The sequence below is a fragment of the Streptomyces sp. NBC_00859 genome, from assembly GCF_045161865.1.
GTDB lineage: Bacteria > Actinomycetota > Actinomycetes > Streptomycetales > Streptomycetaceae > Streptomyces.
Genome location: NZ_CP108826.1, coordinates 4412524 through 4429530, shown reverse-complemented (window position 1 = coordinate 4429530; position 17007 = coordinate 4412524). Strand labels below are relative to the sequence as shown.

The 17007-nt window shown below is 66.2% G+C and carries 16 protein-coding genes and 1 pseudogene; 8 read left to right on the top strand and 9 right to left on the bottom strand.

The genetic code is table 11. The annotated features are described in order from the left end of the window. Window positions 1-388 precede the first annotated feature (388 nt). Complete coding sequence (locus OG584_RS19180) at window positions 389-871, bottom strand: CarD family transcriptional regulator (protein ID WP_006380568.1); 483 nt, start codon at window positions 869-871, stop codon at window positions 389-391. A 583-nt stretch (window positions 872-1454) separates the two neighbouring features. On the opposite strand from OG584_RS19180, the gene OG584_RS19175 reads away from it, so the two are divergent. Continuing rightward, window positions 1455-2135, top strand: coding sequence for a DUF461 domain-containing protein (locus OG584_RS19175; protein WP_405779420.1), 681 nt, complete (start codon window positions 1455-1457; stop codon window positions 2133-2135). Window positions 2136-2386: 251 nt separating this feature from the next. Here OG584_RS19175 and OG584_RS19170 read toward each other — a convergent pair whose 3' ends face one another. Both OG584_RS19170 and OG584_RS19165 read right to left on the bottom strand, forming a co-directional pair. After that, window positions 2387-3067: a response regulator transcription factor gene (locus OG584_RS19170; RefSeq protein WP_102918029.1), complete on the bottom strand. Its 681-nt coding sequence runs from the start codon at window positions 3065-3067 to the stop codon at window positions 2387-2389. Continuing rightward, window positions 3064-4341 carry a sensor histidine kinase gene (locus OG584_RS19165; RefSeq protein ID WP_405779418.1) on the bottom strand — a complete coding sequence of 426 codons (1278 nt, stop codon included), beginning with the start codon at window positions 4339-4341 and terminating at the stop codon, window positions 3064-3066. The genes OG584_RS19170 and OG584_RS19165 overlap by 4 nt, the downstream gene beginning before the upstream one ends. Window positions 4342-4589: 248 nt before the next feature. On the opposite strand from OG584_RS19165, the gene phoU reads away from it, so the two are divergent. Next, complete coding sequence (phoU, locus tag OG584_RS19160) at window positions 4590-5270, top strand: phosphate signaling complex protein PhoU (RefSeq protein WP_164259765.1); 681 nt, start codon at window positions 4590-4592, stop codon at window positions 5268-5270. A 1502-nt stretch (window positions 5271-6772) separates the two neighbouring features. Here the strand turns inward: phoU and OG584_RS19155 are convergent. The 3 genes from OG584_RS19155 to OG584_RS19145 all read right to left on the bottom strand — a co-directional run bounded on the left by OG584_RS19155 (window position 6773) and on the right by OG584_RS19145 (window position 8565). Beyond that, complete coding sequence (locus OG584_RS19155) at window positions 6773-7288, bottom strand: transposase (protein ID WP_405779417.1); 516 nt, start codon at window positions 7286-7288, stop codon at window positions 6773-6775. A gap of 297 nt (window positions 7289-7585) precedes the next feature. Continuing rightward, window positions 7586-7930 carry a hypothetical protein gene (locus tag OG584_RS19150; RefSeq protein WP_405779415.1) on the bottom strand — a complete coding sequence of 115 codons (345 nt, stop codon included), beginning with the start codon at window positions 7928-7930 and terminating at the stop codon, window positions 7586-7588. Between the two features lie 119 nt (window positions 7931-8049). Then, window positions 8050-8565 carry a hypothetical protein gene (locus tag OG584_RS19145; protein WP_405779414.1) on the bottom strand — a complete coding sequence of 172 codons (516 nt, stop codon included), beginning with the start codon at window positions 8563-8565 and terminating at the stop codon, window positions 8050-8052. Between the two features lie 365 nt (window positions 8566-8930). Between OG584_RS19145 and OG584_RS19140 the strand changes: the two are divergent. Further along, window positions 8931-9209, top strand: a pseudogene (locus OG584_RS19140) (UTRA domain-containing protein); the annotation flags it as partial. Between the two features lie 2102 nt (window positions 9210-11311). Here OG584_RS19140 and OG584_RS19135 read toward each other — a convergent pair. After that, the gene (locus OG584_RS19135) at window positions 11312-11824 is read right to left on the bottom strand and encodes a hypothetical protein (protein ID WP_405779412.1); all 513 of its coding nucleotides are present in this window, start codon (window positions 11822-11824) and stop codon (window positions 11312-11314) included. 41 nt (window positions 11825-11865) lie between these two features. Continuing rightward, the gene (locus OG584_RS19130) at window positions 11866-12630 is read right to left on the bottom strand and encodes a GntR family transcriptional regulator (RefSeq protein WP_405779410.1); all 765 of its coding nucleotides are present in this window, start codon (window positions 12628-12630) and stop codon (window positions 11866-11868) included. Window positions 12631-12707: 77 nt separating this feature from the next. Between OG584_RS19130 and OG584_RS19125 the strand changes: the two genes are divergently transcribed. The 5 genes from OG584_RS19125 to OG584_RS19105 all read left to right on the top strand — a co-directional run bounded on the left by OG584_RS19125 (window position 12708) and on the right by OG584_RS19105 (window position 15688). Then, window positions 12708-12986, top strand: coding sequence for a hypothetical protein (locus OG584_RS19125; RefSeq protein ID WP_405779409.1), 279 nt, complete (start codon window positions 12708-12710; stop codon window positions 12984-12986). Window positions 12987-13491: 505 nt separating this feature from the next. Further along, window positions 13492-13716 (top strand): hypothetical protein, encoded by a 225-nt coding sequence (locus OG584_RS19120; protein ID WP_405779407.1) that lies wholly within the window; start codon window positions 13492-13494, stop codon window positions 13714-13716. Further along, window positions 13710-14390, top strand: a complete 681-nt coding sequence (locus OG584_RS19115; protein ID WP_405779405.1) for a GntR family transcriptional regulator — start codon at window positions 13710-13712, stop codon at window positions 14388-14390. The genes OG584_RS19120 and OG584_RS19115 overlap by 7 nt, the downstream gene beginning before the upstream one ends. Before the next feature lie 44 nt (window positions 14391-14434). Further along, complete coding sequence (locus OG584_RS19110; RefSeq protein WP_405779056.1) at window positions 14435-15190, top strand: transposase family protein; 756 nt, start codon at window positions 14435-14437, stop codon at window positions 15188-15190. A 150-nt stretch (window positions 15191-15340) separates the two neighbouring features. Further along, the gene (locus tag OG584_RS19105) at window positions 15341-15688 is read left to right on the top strand and encodes a hypothetical protein (RefSeq protein ID WP_405779404.1); all 348 of its coding nucleotides are present in this window, start codon (window positions 15341-15343) and stop codon (window positions 15686-15688) included. A 331-nt stretch (window positions 15689-16019) separates the two neighbouring features. Here OG584_RS19105 and OG584_RS19100 read toward each other — a convergent pair whose 3' ends face one another. Then, a complete protein-coding gene (locus OG584_RS19100; protein WP_405779402.1) occupies window positions 16020-16646 on the bottom strand; it encodes a hypothetical protein in 627 nt (208 codons plus the stop codon). Window positions 16647-17007: the final 361 nt, after the last annotated feature.

The following is a 17007-nucleotide window of genomic DNA, read 5'->3' as shown; positions in this document are numbered from 1 at the left end:
GTGGGTATGGCCTGGGGGTGCCCCCGGCCGTAGGTTGGGGGAGTGCCGGGCGCGACGCCCTGACCGGCCCCTTCCGTGACGACTGGGCGAGTCGGCATCCCGGGCCCGGCACACCACGTACCGATCAAGGTACTGCTCACGCGGCATCGCTCCATGAAAAACAGGCGAAGACGGAAGCAGGGCCACCGGGCCGGCCGGAGCGTCGAAGCGGCTGAGCCGCCGCACCGGTCTGCGTGAAAAGAGTGTGCGGGGCGGACGTGCGGGAAGACGGCACGTGCGGGAGAGCTGCTTGAGAAAACAACATGCCGTAGCGCCCGACGACACATGGGACTGGTCCATGCGGTCAGCGGGCACCACGGCATTCAATGCGTCAAGCGGGTCGAGCGATTCAGGACGCGAGGACCTCGTCGAGCAGAGCCTCGGCCTTGTCTTCGTTGGTGTTCTCAGCGAGAGCGAGCTCACTCACCAGGATCTGGCGGGCCTTGGCGAGCATGCGCTTCTCACCGGCCGAAAGTCCGCGCTCACGCTCGCGACGCCACAGGTCACGAACTACTTCGGCAACCTTGATGACGTCGCCGGAGGCGAGTTTCTCAAGATTCGCCTTGTAGCGACGGGACCAGTTAGTGGGCTCTTCGGCATACGGCGCACGAAGCACCTCGAAGACCCGGTCCAGCCCTTCCTGACCAACCACGTCACGCACGCCTACGAACTCCGCATTGTCCGCCGGCACACGAACAGTCAGGTCGCCCTGGGCGACCTTGAGCACCAAGTAGGTCTTGTCCACGCCTTTGATCTGGCGAGTTTCGATAGCCTCGATCAGCGCGGCCCCGTGATGGGGATAGACCACGGTGTCGCCAACCTTGAACGTCATGTGACAGGTACCCCTTCCGTGGCTATCCAGGGTAACACGAGAACGGCTTCTTCTGAATGACGTTTTCGCAGGTCAGGGCATATCTCAGGGCTTGACAACAGCATCACGAACGTGCTGCGAACAGCTCCCGCGGGACGGTATTCGCAGGTGGGAGCCGCTCTGCACACGAAGAGAAACGCGCACGCTACAGGGATCCGGAGCCCTCCCCCAGGGGGCTAACGTCCCGATTTGCCGGGTTCCAAACGGTGAACTTCGCGACCCTTGTTCGTATGTCGATCACCCATACGGACGCATTCGAGAATTGATCACTGTGCGCCGGAAGAGGGTTTTCCGTAAGGAATGCGTGGCGGCGGAGAGCGGCAGAGTGAATTGATCACTCGCGATATGTGAACGGCGTACGAAGCCACCGGATCGGACGGCCCGCGGCCGACCGGCAGGTACCGGTACCGGCGACGGGGCGGGTCGGGTGCGGGGCCGTGACGGCGGCTCGGTAACCTGAGGCCGCTGACACACCCTTAGGGAGGCTTTACCCCCTCCCGCCCCCCTGTCCGTCTGTCCGTACGTCCTAGGAGAAGCCGCCGCCGTGAGCAGCAGCCTTCGACGCGGCGTCCTCGCCGCTTCTGCCATCGTGGTCTCGACCGCCGCCCTGTCCGCCTGTGGCGCAGGCAACAACGCGGCGACGATCGAGATCAAGCCGGACAACGCCGCCACCACGGTCGGCGTCATCAAGGTCCAGAACGCGACGGTGATCACCCAGCCGAAGGCCACGGTCAAGGGCCCTGCCGTCATCGCGACGACCGTCTTCAACAACGGCGACACGAACCAGACGCTCCAGAACGTCAAGCTCGCGGGCTCCAGCTCCCCGGTCAAGCTCACCGGGGCCAAGGGCAAGGGGCCGATCTCGGTTCCCGCCCACGGTTCGGTCGTCATCGGCGGCCGTAACAACGCGGCCGCCGTCCTCGCCGACGGCCGCTCGGCAGCCGCCGCGGGGTCGACGCAGAACCTGGTCTTCCAGTTCAGCGAGACCGGACGGGTGGCGCTGGCCGCGCTCGTCGTCCCCGCCACCAGCTACTTCCACGGCTTCGGCCCGAGCAGCCTGCCCGCGACGCCCAGCCCCGTGGCGACGCCCGGCTCGACCCCTTCGGGTTCGGGAGCGCCCTCGGGCGGGCCCTCCCCGTCGGGCAAGCCCTCTTCGGGCAGCAACGCGACCCCCGGCGGCAACGCGACACCGTCCGGCCCGGCATCGGCCTCGACCAGCAGCTGACCGGCTGCACGGCTGACCAGCGGCACGGGCGCGTACGGGCGCACGCGGGCGCAGAGGGACATGGCGCACACGGACATACGGACACACCGAGGTGCCCCCGACCGGAATCGGACTGATTCCGGTCGGGGGCACCTCGGTTTCGTACCTGCGGCGGGCGACCGCCTTTCCGTTTCCTGCGTCGGCGGGGCAGCCGCTCCGTACGTACGGCGACGCAGCCCCGGCGCGGGCTGCGGCGCCCGGCAGGGGCCGGTCTACGGCTCGAACTTGTAGCCGAGCCCCCGGACCGTCACCAGATACCGGGGCGCGCCGGGGTCCGGCTCGATCTTGGCGCGCAGGCGCTTCACATGAACGTCGAGGGTCTTGGTGTCGCCGACGTAGTCCGCACCCCAGACCCGGTCGATCAGCTGCATCCGGGTCAGTACCCGGCCCGCGTTCCTGAGCAGCATCTCCAGCAGGTCGAACTCCTTGAGCGGCAGGTCGACCTTGGCGCCGGAGACCGTCACGACATGGCGGTCCACGTCCATCCGGACCGGACCGGCCTCCAGCGCGGCCGGCGAGACCTCCTCGGGCTCACCACGCCGGCGCAGCACCGCGCGGATGCGGGCGACCAGCTCCCGTGACGAGAAGGGCTTGGTGACGTAGTCGTCGGCTCCTATTTCCAGGCCGACGACCTTGTCGATCTCGCTGTCCTTGGCGGTCACCATGATCACCGGAACGTTGGAGCGGCCGCGCAGCTGACGGCACACCTCGGTGCCGGGCAGCCCCGGCAGCATCAGGTCGAGCAGTACCAGGTCGGCGCCGTTGCGCTCGAATTCGTCGAGTCCGTCGGGGCCGGTGGCCGCGATGGCGACCTCGAACCCTTCCTTGCGCAGCATGTAGGACAGAGCGTCGCTGAAGGATTCCTCATCCTCGACGACAAGCACTCGGGTCACGGAAGGACCTCCGGGGCAGGAATGGGTTCAGAGGACAGGAAAGTCGCGAACGGCTGGTCGTCGTCCTCGCCGGCCACGCCGGCGGGGCCTGACTCGGTGGCGGCGGTGCCGCGGCGGTTGCGTACGGCACCGGCTTCCGGCAGCCGCAGGGTGAAGGTGGAGCCCTGGCCCTCCGAGCTCCACACCGTGACCTCCCCGCCGTGCGAGGCGGCCACATGTTTGACGATGGCGAGGCCGAGGCCCGTGCCGCCGGTGGCTCGGGAACGGGCCGGGTCGACGCGGTAGAAGCGCTCGAAGATCCGCTCGCGGTCCTTCTCGGTGATGCCGAGCCCCTGGTCGGTGACGGCGATCTCGATCAGGTTGCCGCCGGGGGCGGAGGCGCAGCGGGCGGCGATGCCGACCCGGGTACGGGCCGGTGAGTAGTTGACCGCGTTCTCCACGAGGTTCCCCAGGGCGGCGGCGAGCTGTGAGCGGTTGCCCCAGACGTGCAGGTCAGCCGTGCCGCCGGCCGCCATGGTGATCTGCTTGGTGCCTGCCTGGTGGCGGCAGCGGTCGATGGCCTCGGCGACCAGGACATCGACCCGGACCGGCTCGGCGTCTTCGAGCGGGTCGTCGTTCTGGACCCGGGAGAGGTCGATCAGCTCCTGGACCAGATTGGTGAGCCGGGTCGCCTCCGTCTGCATCCGGCCCGCGAACCGGGTGACGGCCTCCGGGTCGTCCGAGGCGCCCATGACCGCCTCGGAGAGCAGCGAGAGCGCTCCGACCGGGGTCTTCAGTTCATGGCTGACGTTGGCGACGAAGTCACGGCGTACGGCTTCGATACGGCGGGCCTCGGTGAGGTCCTCGACGAGCAGCAGCACCAGCCGGGAGCCGAGCGGTGCCACCCTGGCGGAGACCGCGAGTGCCTCGCCACGACCGGTGCCCCTGCGGGGGAGGTCCAGCTCGACCTGGCGTATCTCTCCGTCGCGCCGGGTGTCCCTTGCCATGTGCAGCATGGGCTCAACGGCCAGCTTCCCGCCCCTGACCAGGCCCAGGGCGTACGCCGCCGAACTGGCCTTGACCACCGAATCGCTCTCGTCGAGCACCACGGCGGAGGAACTGAGCACGGAGAGCACGGTGTCCACGCCGGGCGGCAGCACGTCGTCGGTGTGCAGGGAGGTCCGGGTGGGGCGGGCCAGCTCGCGCTCGCTCCAGCGGAACGCCAGCACGCCGATCACACCGGTGCACAGCCCGGCGATCGCGCTTGCTGCGGCGACCGCCGCGTTCACGTCCATGCCTCCAGGTTATGCGGCCTCACCGACACATCCCCAGCCATACAGGTGTCTGCTCGAACGTTCGTCGCCCAGAGTTCACCGAGGGGATAGGGCCGGTTCACTTGGGATGACGGAAACGGACGCGTGGCCCACCGACCGTGGAGGTGCGGGCGCACGGCCGTTACCGGGCGCCCCGGGACCGTGTCAGCTGCGCAGGATCAGCTGTACAAGATCAGCGGTACAAGAAGCGGTACAAGAGAGGGACTCCAATGCGGGACGCGTACCACGAGGAACTGGACTCGATCGGCGAGGGACTGGTCGAGATGGCCCGGCTCGTCGGTTCGGCGATCGGCCGGGCCACGACCGCGATGCTGGACGCCGATCTGAAGCTCGCCGAGAGCGTGATCGCCGCCGATCAGAAGGTCGACGACCTCCAGCACGACCTCGAAGCGCGGGCCATCGCCCTGCTCGCGAGGCAGCAGCCCGTCGCCACCGACCTGCGCATCGTGGTCACCTCACTGCGGATGAGCGCCGACCTGGAGCGCTCGGGCGACCTGGCCCAGCACGTCGCGAAGCTCACCCGGCTCCGCTACCCGGACCGGGCCGTTCCGCATGATCTGCACGCCACGATCCTGGAAATGGGACAGCTGGCCCAGCGGCTGATGGCCAAGGCGGCCGAGGTCATCATCACCATGGACGTCGATCTGGCACTCCAGCTGGAGACGGACGACGACGAGATGGACCTGCTGCACCGGACGCTCTTCCAGCACCTGATGGACGACCGGTGGAAGCACGGGATCGAGACGGCGGTCGACGTCACGCTCCTCGGCCGCTACTACGAGCGGTTCGCCGACCACGCGGTGTCGGTGGCCAAGCGGGTGGTCTACCTGGTGACGGGCGAGCACGCGGACGAGATCCAGTCCGCCCCGGCCCAGGTCGAGGGGGCGTGAACGGCGCGCTTGCGCGCATGCGCCGTTGATGCGCCCCACCTGGGTGGGTATGGGATGGCCGAGGCAGCACGTCCTCGCACGCCGAGCAGGAGGAACTCATGGCCGATTCCCCCGTCACCGACCCTCAGCAGCAAGCCCCCGTCCAAGTGCACCATCTGCGCGTTCTCGCCGCGTGCGGCTGTGGCTCCGGCTGCGGCTGCGGCTGCCAGTCCGGAGCACCGTGCCAGTGCGGCGGCTGCACGAGCTGAGGCGCGCCGTTCGGCGCGGCTGTGTGGGGCCCGTCCCGCGCCACCTGTTCCGGTGGCGCGGACGGCCCCCTCACGGCTGTCCGCACAACAAGGGTCCCGACGTCCGGACGGGAGCAGTCCCGCCAGCTGCTCCGCCGAAAGGTGTCGGCGCCGAACCCCTCCCAGTCCACCGTCATGCTCGATTGCGACAGGCCCCATACCTTGCCAACGGCGTGATCCGTGTTCCCGTCATCGCACTTGAGCCGTACGGCGTGCACGCCGTTCTTTGACGACAGTCCCCCTGCACCGGCCTGCGCCCAGCAGCTCGACACGGTTGCCGTTGAAGTGCAGCACGACAGCGGAGTCCGGGCCCAGGAACCATGGAGCATGGAGCATGGGATCGACCCGATCGCCACCCTGACTACAGCCAGTTGTACTTGACGAACCATCAGCGATACGGGCACGGGCGGTGGAGGCGACTTCGGCTCCTCCGAGGTCGAGTTGGCACACCCGGACAAGCCGAGTATCGCCGGGACAACACCTGCCAGGTGTACCCGCTTGAGCACGTAACCCCACTCCGGCGTCGGCCCCGACGGGCCAGTGGACGCTGAGGCTATCGGCCACCCATCCCCTTGCCGTCGGCGTTCGGCCGACACCTGACGGCCCAGCATTGATGCTCCCCGGGCGCCTCAAGCCCGACCGTTGTCAGTGGCTGGGGCTACGGTCACAGACGCGCGGTCGGCATCCGAGGTACCCAGCTCTGTAGTGCAGCTGCATCCCCGGCTCTGTCCGGTGGCGGCCCGGGAACAGCCCGGGACCTAACCGACGGCCGGGCTTCGTCGATGGCCAAGAGCGCGACCTGCCAGCGCCGACCGCGCGCGCCCCTTCGTGCCAGCCGTTGGCAGCCACCCACGTTTGCGGGAGTCGTTTCACTCCGCTGCTGTGCCTCAGCTCGATCAGGAACATGGCCAATCCGGCACCATGCCTACGATTGGCGTGAGCCGCGTCTGTACCGCAGGATCCCGTGGGGGTGGCTATGGAAGGGGAGGTGCCGGCACAGCTTCTGGCCGACGATGACGAGGCGTCCGTTGCCGCCCTGGAAGCGCTCCGCAGCGGTGCTTCCTACGTCGTCCGGGACGGGGCTCCTCGCTCTGATTCGCCCGCCCGGATCTACGAACGCCGCCTTCGGCACACGCGAAGGACAGGCATCCAGACCGTGGGCCTGGAACGAGCAGTGCAACTCCTCGGCCGGCATGGCCGGACCGTGCGTCTCGGTCAAGTCAAAGCCGCCGATGGGACATGGGTCTTCATACTGTTCCTCACCGAGGACGCAAGCGCGTTGGTGGCATGCACCGGTGTGCGCCAGAGGGAGACCTGAGCGCTGCTTTGTAAGCCATAGCGCAGCACGACGTGTGCCGGCCGAAACGGAAGCATGCGCAACCCAGGCTCCATCACCCGGAACAAGGCCTCGGCATCAGGACCAAAGGCGTAGATCACAACCTCTCCCCCACCGAACTCATTGCCGTCGACCTCACCAACACCAGCGGCTGCAACCGCGGCCAGGACGTGGGTGGAGTCGGTGCGCTGTGTGGTGCGCTCGCGCACCAGCGCGAGGTCGAGGAGGCGGTCGGCGCGGTCGCCCTCGGTGAGACGGCCTCGGAAGTCGGCCAGCAGGCAGTGGTGGAAGCCGGGATCGTCCAGCTCCGGGGCCATGGCGTACTTGACGTCGATGCGGCAGCGCAACGCCTGCTCGGCCTGCCGGTCCGACAGGCCGAGCAGGAACTGCAGCACACAGACAGTGACCAGCTGAGGCAGGCGAGAGACCCGGACGCCCGTCACGCGGATACCAGTCAGCGAAGTCCTCGTCACGTCACAACCCGTCCAGGCGGTCTCTTACCCACATCGCCGCCGTACCACCCGGGTTGCTCGCCCGCGCGATCTACGCGGTCAGAAGCGGGACTCGCTCACCCGAACGAGGACGGAGCGGCAACACACACCTAACAACTGCATAGGGTCTCGGAACCCCGAGCATGCCCACCAGTCACGCCGACGCACCGGGCAAATCCAAGATCCCCGCCAGAGTCAAGTTCAGCTATGGACTGTCTGTTTGACGCCATCCTTGTCGGTGACGCTGACGGAAACGCGCCACCGCGTCCGCTTGTCGGCCTCGATCTTGACCGCACCGCCGAACTTCCGGCCAGCCAGGTCTTTCGCCTTCATCGAGGCACCGTAGGTGGCGCTGTCGTCACACACTTCGGTCCCGGCGCGCAGCGCTGTCCCATTACTGACCTTCAGGCCACCCGAGGGACCGAGACAGTCATACCGCACGGACAATGCGGCAATCCGGTCCGCAGCCACGGGCAGCTTCACCGTCCCCGGACCCAGCCTGCCCGGTGTCTTAGCGCCCTTCTCAGGATTCTCCGGATCGGACACCACCGCCGCTGCCTTCGAGGCACTCGGCGAAGGCGGCGAAGGCGGCGTACTCTTCCCGCCGCTGCACCCGGACACCACAGCGGCGGACACCACCAGCAGAACAATCCCTGCGCTTCGCATCAGCTTTTCCCGTGCCACGTCTCGCGGCCGTTGTAGACCAGCCGCGCCGTTCCCTTACGCAGCACCTTGGTCTTGCAGTTGGGCTCGGTTTGGTTGTAGTTCCACTTCGTGTACCTGGCCTTCACCCCGGCGTGCAGGTAACCGTGCTTCATCGTATTCGGCACCTTCCACGACCACGTGTAGGTGGAGCTGTTCGTCCACTGCCAGGCGAAATGGTAGTCAAACTCAGCCGACGCCTTGACGAACACCACCTTGGCTTCGCCGGAGACCGCCCCGCCGACCGTCGACGTCGTCGTTTTGCCCTTGTGGAAGGTGATGCTGATCGTCGTGCCGCTGTCCCCGCCGGAACGGGGTTCCATGTCCCTGTAATAGGTGTAGCTGCCCGAGAAGTCGTAGCCTCGGTCGGACGGGCAGCTCATCGGATGGAGCGTCCCGGCACTGGCGGGTACAGCACCCACAGCGGCAAGTGCGGCGGCGGCGCAGCCGACTGCGACGATCTTGGGTATTTGGCGCACGTATTTTCCCCGTAGTTCTCTCGATGAAATCGGCATCGCCGACCGTCAGGAACTGACCTTAGGGAGCAACTCGCTTTTCCGTCGCGGCAGTTGAGTGAAATTTGAGGTTCAGGTCACCCTAAATGATCTATTCCAAGGGGTGCCCGGAGAGACGTAAACGAGGGTATCCAAGATTGTTGCATGATGAACAACCTGGACACCCTCGCGACCGCACCCTATGTGAGTTGGACTCTTCGGGGATCTTGGAGTTTTCCGGTGCGGCAGCATGGTCAACGGGCATGCTCGGGTGGTTCCGTGACCGATGCAGCTGTTGAGGTGCCCGTTGTCATCTCCCGGCACAAGGGGATCCGACCGCTCTTCTCAGGGTGTCCGCGAGCAGCCCACTGACTGAATTCTTCTGCATCAGCTACGCGGAGAAGTTCTCGCACAGCCTGGCTCGCATCTACGTCCCGCGCGACCTGGCGCCGCCCGAAGGCCCAAGCGAGTCGGCCCTACGCAAAGGGGTGTGGGCAAGGCTGGCGGAACTGCGCCCTTCGCTGGCCGAGGTACAGGAGCGGGTCAGTGCCCGCTTCCCAACCCCGAGAGAAGCCGCAACCCTGCGCATCAGCACAGCCCTGCCCGTACTGGCGATCACCCGCGTGGCGACCGACGCCACCGGACGCGTCGTCGAGGCAGCGTTCCTGGCGCTTCCCGGCGATCGCGCCGACGCGCTCTTCACGCACCACATGATGAGCGGAGACAGGAGGACAGAAGAATGCCCACACACAACAAACTGCGGCTCCTCTCATGGCTGGGCCCCGAGGGCAAGCCCCGCTCTACCTGAGCACCGACGACAACAGCGGCCACCTGTCTCGCCTGGCAGACAACATCGAAGCGCTACAACTCGGCATGGCAACCGAGCTCCTGGAGGGCGCAGTCGAAGCACCCGGAGACAAGGACGCCGAGCCGGAAGAACCGCGCCACCTGGCGACGGCTCTGACTGAAGCCCTCCACGGGGTGCTCCGTGTGGCAACGAGCCGCGGCCACCGCCTGCTGCCGCCGGTTCCGCCCCATGAAGGAGACGAGGGTCCACGCCTTCCGGCAGCAGCCTTCGGCTAGCGGTAACACGCATCCAATATGAGAGAAGCCCCAGACCAACTCTGGGGCTTCTCTGTTGGGTCCACGCCCTTCGCTCGCCGACCTCGCGTCCACACCCGCAGGCTGTCCGCATGAGCCATTCACGAACGGTCACAGCCGTCGCCTGACTGACACAGACAGCCCAAACCATCGACGTCTGCTTTGTAAGAACAGATCTCGCCGGCTACTGCCGACGGTAGGCGGCACGATCGACACCGAGTATCGGGACCGGGACAACCCATATAGCCAACTCTGGATGCCCGGTGTCCTTGGGCCGCTGCGCCTGCCGCCTGCGTTGATGGCCCGGTGCCGTACGCGGTTGTTCGTGGTTGTGCGTCGCGGTCGTCACGCAGTTGGACACTCAGCGCGCCTCGCAACGCGGAGCCTTGGCGCAAAGCCCCTAGAGACTGCACCTCTGGCGCAGCCAGGTTCCGGCAACGGATGCTCCCTCCATGATTCTCGACGGCGTGTCCCAGAAGAACCTGAGGCAGCAGTCGCAGCCCTGCGCGACGCAGGAGCACAGGCAGAGACGAGGGAGTGGCCGGAGCCGGGCTTCTTGAAGCCTTGAGGCCGCTGCCGGCCCAGAGGCGGCCCAAGGCCACCAAAAAGCCCCCTGCCCGCGGACATCCCGCGGGCAGGGGGCTTCGTCAGCTCTGCTTACTTCTTCTTGCCCTGGGTCTTGCGGGATATCTCGCCGACCAGGGTTTTCGCAGGTGGAGACGCTGATCGACTCCGGGTGAGTGGTCGCCATTGGTCGTCATCGGGTGCCCTTGAGCAACCTCGGACGGCCCAGAGACGGCCCAGCCTGAGGCACCCGAGCACCGCTTCAGGAACTCGCTGACGCCCTCCACGGTTCCACGTGGCGACACCTTTCCTGCCGCGTATAGCCCCCGGGAACGTCTACGCCAGCGGAGGCCCAGAAGGGTTCGGACTCGCGGAAGTGTCCCCCGCCTGTGTGCCAATCGACTCCCGGGTAGGCCCGGCGTAGAGACCGGAGAGCGGCTGAGGCGAGGCCGCAGCGCCTATAGCCCTCATAGGACAGAGGTGACTCAACCCAACCGATCTCGCACAGATCACAGACCACGTACTCGACTTCAAAAGCCAGCTCGGATTGCACGTATCCCGACCGGATACGCCAACCCGTCCTCTCAAAGGCCCCAGCTGGCCGATCAACCCATGGTTTTGGCGGGGTAGCGGTCGGATCGAATCGGTAGAACTCGGGGTACGCCCATCGGCGGAGCCGGTCGCGCCATGTCGGTAGCTCAGGCCACGCTCGCACCCAGTGCACGTGGTCAGCGAGTTGCGCCACGGCACGGATGGCCGGTTCCATTTCTGGCACGGGTTCTCCATCGTGTCTCTTGGAGTTGCCGCCGCGAGGTCTCTTACAGGGCACGGCGCGCGGCTGCGTTGCAGAGCCCCAACATGCTGTCCAGCCCTGCCCGTCTTCGAACATCCTGGGTCGCGATCATCTGTCGGCCCGCTCGGACCAAGGACACAGGCTTCCTGGCCGACACTCGCTTTAGGAGTTCGATCCGGGCTCGCCCCGGACGCCTTCGTTGCCCGGTCCGACGGTTGTTCAGAGGTGCAGGTGCGTGCCGCCGTACGGCCTCGTTGATGTCAACTTTGGATGTCAGGAATCAGGCTCGACGCGGCATCGGTCGTGTGGGCACTCGTCGTCGCGCTGGTGTAACTGTCGGAGGTTGTCCAGTTTGGCGCTGGGGAAGTCGTGCTGGACCCATCTCTTCCGGTAGCCGGCTTCGCCGTGGAGCCGCAACACCGTCTCGGCAGCCTCCATGACTACATGGCCCAAAGAGCTACGCGGCTGTGTCGAGCTCCAACAGGGGATGCCCTGATCATCGGGCGCGTTCCAGCTCTCGGACACGTCCGGGAATTGGGAGATGGTGATTTCCACGTTCGCTTCGTGGCGCCGGAGCCTCCACCTGACTTCGACAGGTTCAAGGTCGAAGGAGACCCGCTGGACAGCGTCTGTCTCGTAGAGCCCAGCGACCGCGTTCAAGAGGTCGGAGAGGGCGTTGGTGCAGTAGCTGACGGTGTCCTTGCGCTCCGACATGCTGTTTGCGATTCGGTACGTTGCCCACCCGCTGCCGCTCAGTTCCCAGGTGAACTGGAGGTCATCCTTCATTCCGCCCCTCCCGCGTCCGTTCGACGACGGTACCGCCTACGTCAGTGGTCTCGACGGTGGATGGGGATCTCGTAGACGATCTCGCAGTGAGCGGCGGGCACGATGATGTCCGCGGTCTCCACGGGCCGTCCCTCGTCGCTGTAGTAGGTCCGTCGGATGTGTGTGACAAGTGCGGCCTTCTGGATGCCGAGGAGCGACGCCTCCTCGGTGGTCGCCTGGCGCGGCTCCGGCTGCTCCACCGCATGGCTGACGGTGATGCCGATCTCGGCCATGCGGTTCACGACACCCGCCCCGGCGTGCGGCCCACCCTCGGGGAGGACGACGAGTGTCCCGGCGGTGAGGTCGTACGGTTCCCAACTCGTCGACAGCTGCACCGGCCTGGCATCGGCCAGGAACTCGTACATCGTACGGACGCACAGGTCACCTTCGGTGATACCGAGCCGAGCCGCGATGTCCGTCGGTGCGGGGACCTTGGCCTCGGTCCTGCTCTCCCAGTCCCCCTGCCTGCCCACGGCCTTCATGTCCGCGCGGAACGGGGAACCGTCGCGCTGCTCGCGCGCCGTGGAGCGGACCACGCGCACGCGCTGGCGGGGCTCGGCGACGTACGTGCCGGAACCTGTGCGTCCTTCCAGAACCCCTTGGGAGATCAGTAGCTCCTGAGCCCGTCGGACCACGTTCTCGCCGACGCCGCATTCCTGGGCGATCTGGGCGCGTGAGGGCAGCCGGTCGCCCGGCGTCCACTCGTGGTCCGCGATCCGCTGCCGAAGGGTGTCGGCGATGCGGAGATAGGGCGGCTGCTCAGGCATATGGAAAATCTAGTCCACTAGCTCTAATCTAGTTAACTAGCTTCACGTACCGTGAACGCCTGGCGACGGAGACACCTGTGCCCGCTTCCGAACTGAGCGCTGAGAACATCGCCGCCCGGTTGTCCGCCGCCGGACTCACCCCGCGCGTGGAGCAGTACGCGCGACACACGTCGATCGAAGTGGAGGTGCCGGACGACTTCCCGGCCGGCTCGTGGAGGGAGGCCCTGGAAGTGGTGGCGGATGCCGATCGATTCGGCCTTCTCGCCAGCAACGTGAACGGCCGCACCTTATGGGCCGCCGTACGCAGAACGGTCCCCGCGACGGGCGATGTCCGGGGACCTGGCCATCAGCGATAGGAGCTGATCAGCGTGTTCAACCGTATCCGCCGTGCCCTCTCACGCACCAGTGAGCGGTGCCTCTCGAAGTGTCGGCATAGCCGCCCCTTAACACCCACCCGAACTCGAGTCGTGCACCTCAACGCCTTCAATCCGCCCTCGCTGCCGACAGGGCGGTTTCAAGCTCACATCGAGGTCCTCGCCGGGGAGGAGACGGAGCTCGTCCGTCCATATGTGCTGGCCAGTGAGGAACAGAGGCGACGACACCAGGCAGCCGGGTTGCCCGCCTCCCTTCTCCGCACCCGGTTTTCCGCGGCGGAGGCCGTCTGATGTCCGCTCGTCAGCAGCCACGTGTGGCGATGAAGGCGGCGCCCTACAAGTCGAGTTCGTGCTCGATCGGTACTCACCGTGAATGCGCATACTCCTCCCCGGCCGTGGCACCGGTCGGAGTCCCCGTTATCTACGAAGCGTGCGACTGCTCCTGCCACCCGACCGTCGTCCCGACCACCCCGAGGGAGGTGGCCACGTGAGGAGATGGACACCCAGCGGAAGTACCGCCGCCAACGTCGAGATCACCTCGGCCAGCGTCCAGCGCGGCGACGTCATCCAGATCGGCGGCCAACCATGCCGCGTGGCCGACATCCTCCAACTGCCTGGATTCGCGAAGCAGCTTCGCTTCGAGTCCTGCGAACTGCTCACCATGCACTCGCGGACCCGGCTCGTCGCCCTGCGCATGTCGGGAAGGTGGTGACAGTGCCCGTGGCTTCCCGCCGTCAGGTCATCGCCGACGACCTCCGGGAGCAGATCTCGACCGGCCGCATCAAAGCCGGCGAACGACTCCCATCGGAGGCACAGCTCGCCACCCGCTACACGGTCAGCACACCAACACTGCGGAGCGCTCTCGCGGTCCTCCAAGGAGAAGGGCTCCTGGAGAAGATCCACGGCAGGGGGAACTTCGTCCGGTACCCACTGCGCAGAATCACATACGTCGGCGGCGGTCGCACATCCGATATGGCAACCGCGCCCCCTGCACCACTCCGCATCAACGTCCGCGCCACCCAGCTCCAAGCGCGAGGAAATCTGGCCAGTCTCCTGCGCGTGCCAGCAAGCAGTCCGCTGACGGAATTCCTCTGCCTCAGCCACGACGGGAACTCACCGCACAGCCTGGCCCACATCTACGTTCCCCGCGATCTGGCCCCCGTAGAGGGGTACGACGAGTCGCTCTGGCGCGAGGGAGTGAATTCCCGGCTTGCTCAACTCCGCCCGCCTTTGGCCGAAGTCCAAGAACAGGTCACCGCGCGCTCCCCGACACCATCGGAAGCAGCGACCCTCCGAGTTAGCTCAGCCCTGCCAGTGAGCGTTTTCCAAGCTGGTTTTGCTGACCGCGAGTTGGACAGTCCTGCGCAACGAAGAAGCTCCTGGTAGACGGGTTCTCGACCAAGATCACCCGTGTCCGCCAGGAGCTTCGCGTGCTTGTTTACCCGTCCTCGATCGACCTGTCCAGCCGCACCCTGCGGTTTCTGACCGGACAACTCACAGCCAGGCGGCAGGAGATTGGAACGCGATGGCGGCGCCTCTCCGCCGCACGTCAGGCTCTGCTCGCCCTGGCCCACCTGCGGTGCGGTGACACCTACGCCCAGCTCGCCGCCGGATTCGGCATCGGGATCGCCACCGTTTACCGCTACATACGTGAAGCCGTCGACACTCTGTCCACCCTCGCCCCGTCCCTGGCCGAAGCGATGAGAACGATCCGGACGAAGGCGTTCGTCATCCTCGACGGCACCCTGCTGCCGATCAACCGCATTGCCGCCGACACCCCGTACTACTCCGGGAAACACAAACGCCACGGCATGAACGTCCAGGTCCTCACCGACCCGTTCGGACGACTGCTCTGGGCCTCGCCGGCTCTGCCCGGCTCGACCCACGACCTGACCGCCGCGCGCCAGCACGGGATCATCGAGGCCCTCGCTGATGCGGGACTCAAATGCTGGGCGGACAAGGCGTATCAAGGTGCTGGCGGATCCGTCCGGGTACCGTTTCGGGGCCGTCGGCTCAGGCAGTGGAGGCGACGGCACAACACCACCCACGCCAAGATCCGATGCGTCGGCGAGCGGGCCATGGCGACCCTCAAGGGCTGGCGCCTCCTGCGAAAGCTCCGCTGCAGCACCAACCGAATCAGCAACGTCGTGAAAGCCGTCCTTGTCCTTCACCACGCATCAGCGTGAGGTTGGAAAAGGCTCAGTGCTCGCGATAACTCGTCTGGCGGCCGACACCACGGGACGCGTCGTCGAGGCGGCGCTCCTGGTGCTTCCCGGCAACCGCGCAGACGCCCTGTTCACCAACCGCACGACAAGCGAAGAGAGGGGAACGGAAGGATGATCACCCATAACGAGCTGCGACTCCTCCCATGGTCGGGCCCCGAGGGCAAGCCCTGCTACCTGAGTACCGACGACGCCGACGGCTACCTGTCCCGATTGGCTGACAGCACCGAAGCGGCACAACTTGGCCTAGCAGATGAACTTCTGGAGCACACGCCCGAAGTTCTCGGCGATGGGACAGGGGAACTGGAAGAACTGAGGCTGCTGGCGGCGTCCCTCACGGGAGCCCTGCACGACGTCCTCCGCGTGGCCATCAGCCGCGGTCATCGATTGTCGGTACCGGGGCTCGGCACTGGTGAGGAAGACAACGAAGGGCCACGTCTGCCGGCGGCGGCGTTCGGGTAGTAGCAATACACAATTACTGAGAACTCACAGGGTTCGGCTGCGTACCGTCACTGTAGACCGACCCATTGACGTCAGAAGCGGATGCCAGTGGCTCCCAACCATGATCGGTTGGGAGCCATTGCGGTGCTGGGGGCGGCCCACTTTGAACCACCGACATCTGCTTTGGAAGTTCGATCAGTGGCGTCCTCCTCCGTGGAGGCTTGCGGAGCCACCGGTCATATAAGGTAGCTCAAGGCTTCCTGCGTCCGCCGCTGTTGATGTCAGACGTGAATGTTAAGGGAACCTATCCGGATGCAGGCAGGGCCAGTGGGTCGCATGCCCGCCCCGGCTGTCACACAAGCGGGTGGGTGGCGACCGGGAGCTGTTCGCTGTGGGGCCACGTGAAGGTGCGATCAGGTTCGAGGTGGGCGTCTCCCCAATAGATCGCGTGAATGCCGTTCACCACGTCGGCCGTGAAGAAGACGCAAACGAGCTTCGTGGAGGCCCCGAGCTCCGCAAAGGCTTCGTGCAGCCCTAGGTACTCTTCCGTGGTCAGGTCGTCGTCGAGATCGAACAGTCCCTCCGGCGACTGTGGTCCATGCGCCCGAAACAGCCGACGGCGCGTGGGAGATGCATTGGAAGGCAACCGGGCGCGATCAAGAGGCCTCGGTCTGTTCGCGTACCTGAAGGGGAACAATGCGTGATCGTTGATCACCGCATACTCGTACCCGCGCACGTCTCGCACGGACTCACTCAGCTCCCGCGCCGTGTCGGCCAGCTTCTCGCGCGCAGCTTCCGCGAGTGTGGAGCCGTAAGGACTTCGCTTCTTTAACCCGGCCGTGAGGTGCGTGGCATGAGCCTGCGCGTGAGCCCGAGCCAACTGCACAGGCACCGCAGCAGCAATCCTGCCGGCCTGCCGCCCGAACCGTTTCGCCGCCCAATCCGAAGGCCTGGCCCAGTTCTCCGCTGACACAGTCATACAGCGTCCCCCTCCCGCTCGTCCGCCTATCAACTGTGTGACAGGCGCCTGAAGCATCCACAAGGGAGCGATCCGGCCACACAGGCGGAAGCGTGGCTACGCGCGCCAGAACACGACGAGCTCCCAGTGGTGATTGCCTTGTAAGCCTGGTGGACCGCAGGCCGGTCGTGACTGATCTGCGTGCATACGAGGACACCCAGGCCGTCTGGACACACCCGTACCGTCACGCAACCCACTTGATCGCAGCTGACGGCTCGATCTGGCACGCACGCCCCTCAGCCCCCGCCTCTGCTCCACCGCCTGGCACACTGCCCCCGCAAGTTGTCCAAACTGCTACCAAGTTGGACCACTCTCCCCCACT

Bases quoted from the DNA above. Each gene is read 5' to 3' on its own strand.
- OG584_RS19180 (WP_006380568.1), bottom strand. From the start codon at position 871: ATGACGTTCAAGGTTGGCGACACCGTGGTCTATCCCCATCACGGGGCC.
- OG584_RS19165 (WP_405779418.1), bottom strand. From the start codon at position 4,341: ATGGACGTGAACGCGGCGGTCGCCGCAGCAAGCGCGATCGCCGGGCTG.
- phoU (WP_164259765.1), top strand. From the start codon at position 4,590: ATGCGGGACGCGTACCACGAGGAACTGGACTCGATCGGCGAGGGACTG.
- OG584_RS19135 (WP_405779412.1), bottom strand. From the start codon at position 11,824: ATGAAGGATGACCTCCAGTTCACCTGGGAACTGAGCGGCAGCGGGTGG.
- OG584_RS19130 (WP_405779410.1), bottom strand. From the start codon at position 12,630: ATGCCTGAGCAGCCGCCCTATCTCCGCATCGCCGACACCCTTCGGCAG.
- OG584_RS19105 (WP_405779404.1), top strand. From the start codon at position 15,341: ATGATCACCCATAACGAGCTGCGACTCCTCCCATGGTCGGGCCCCGAG.
- OG584_RS19100 (WP_405779402.1), bottom strand. From the start codon at position 16,646: ATGACTGTGTCAGCGGAGAACTGGGCCAGGCCTTCGGATTGGGCGGCG.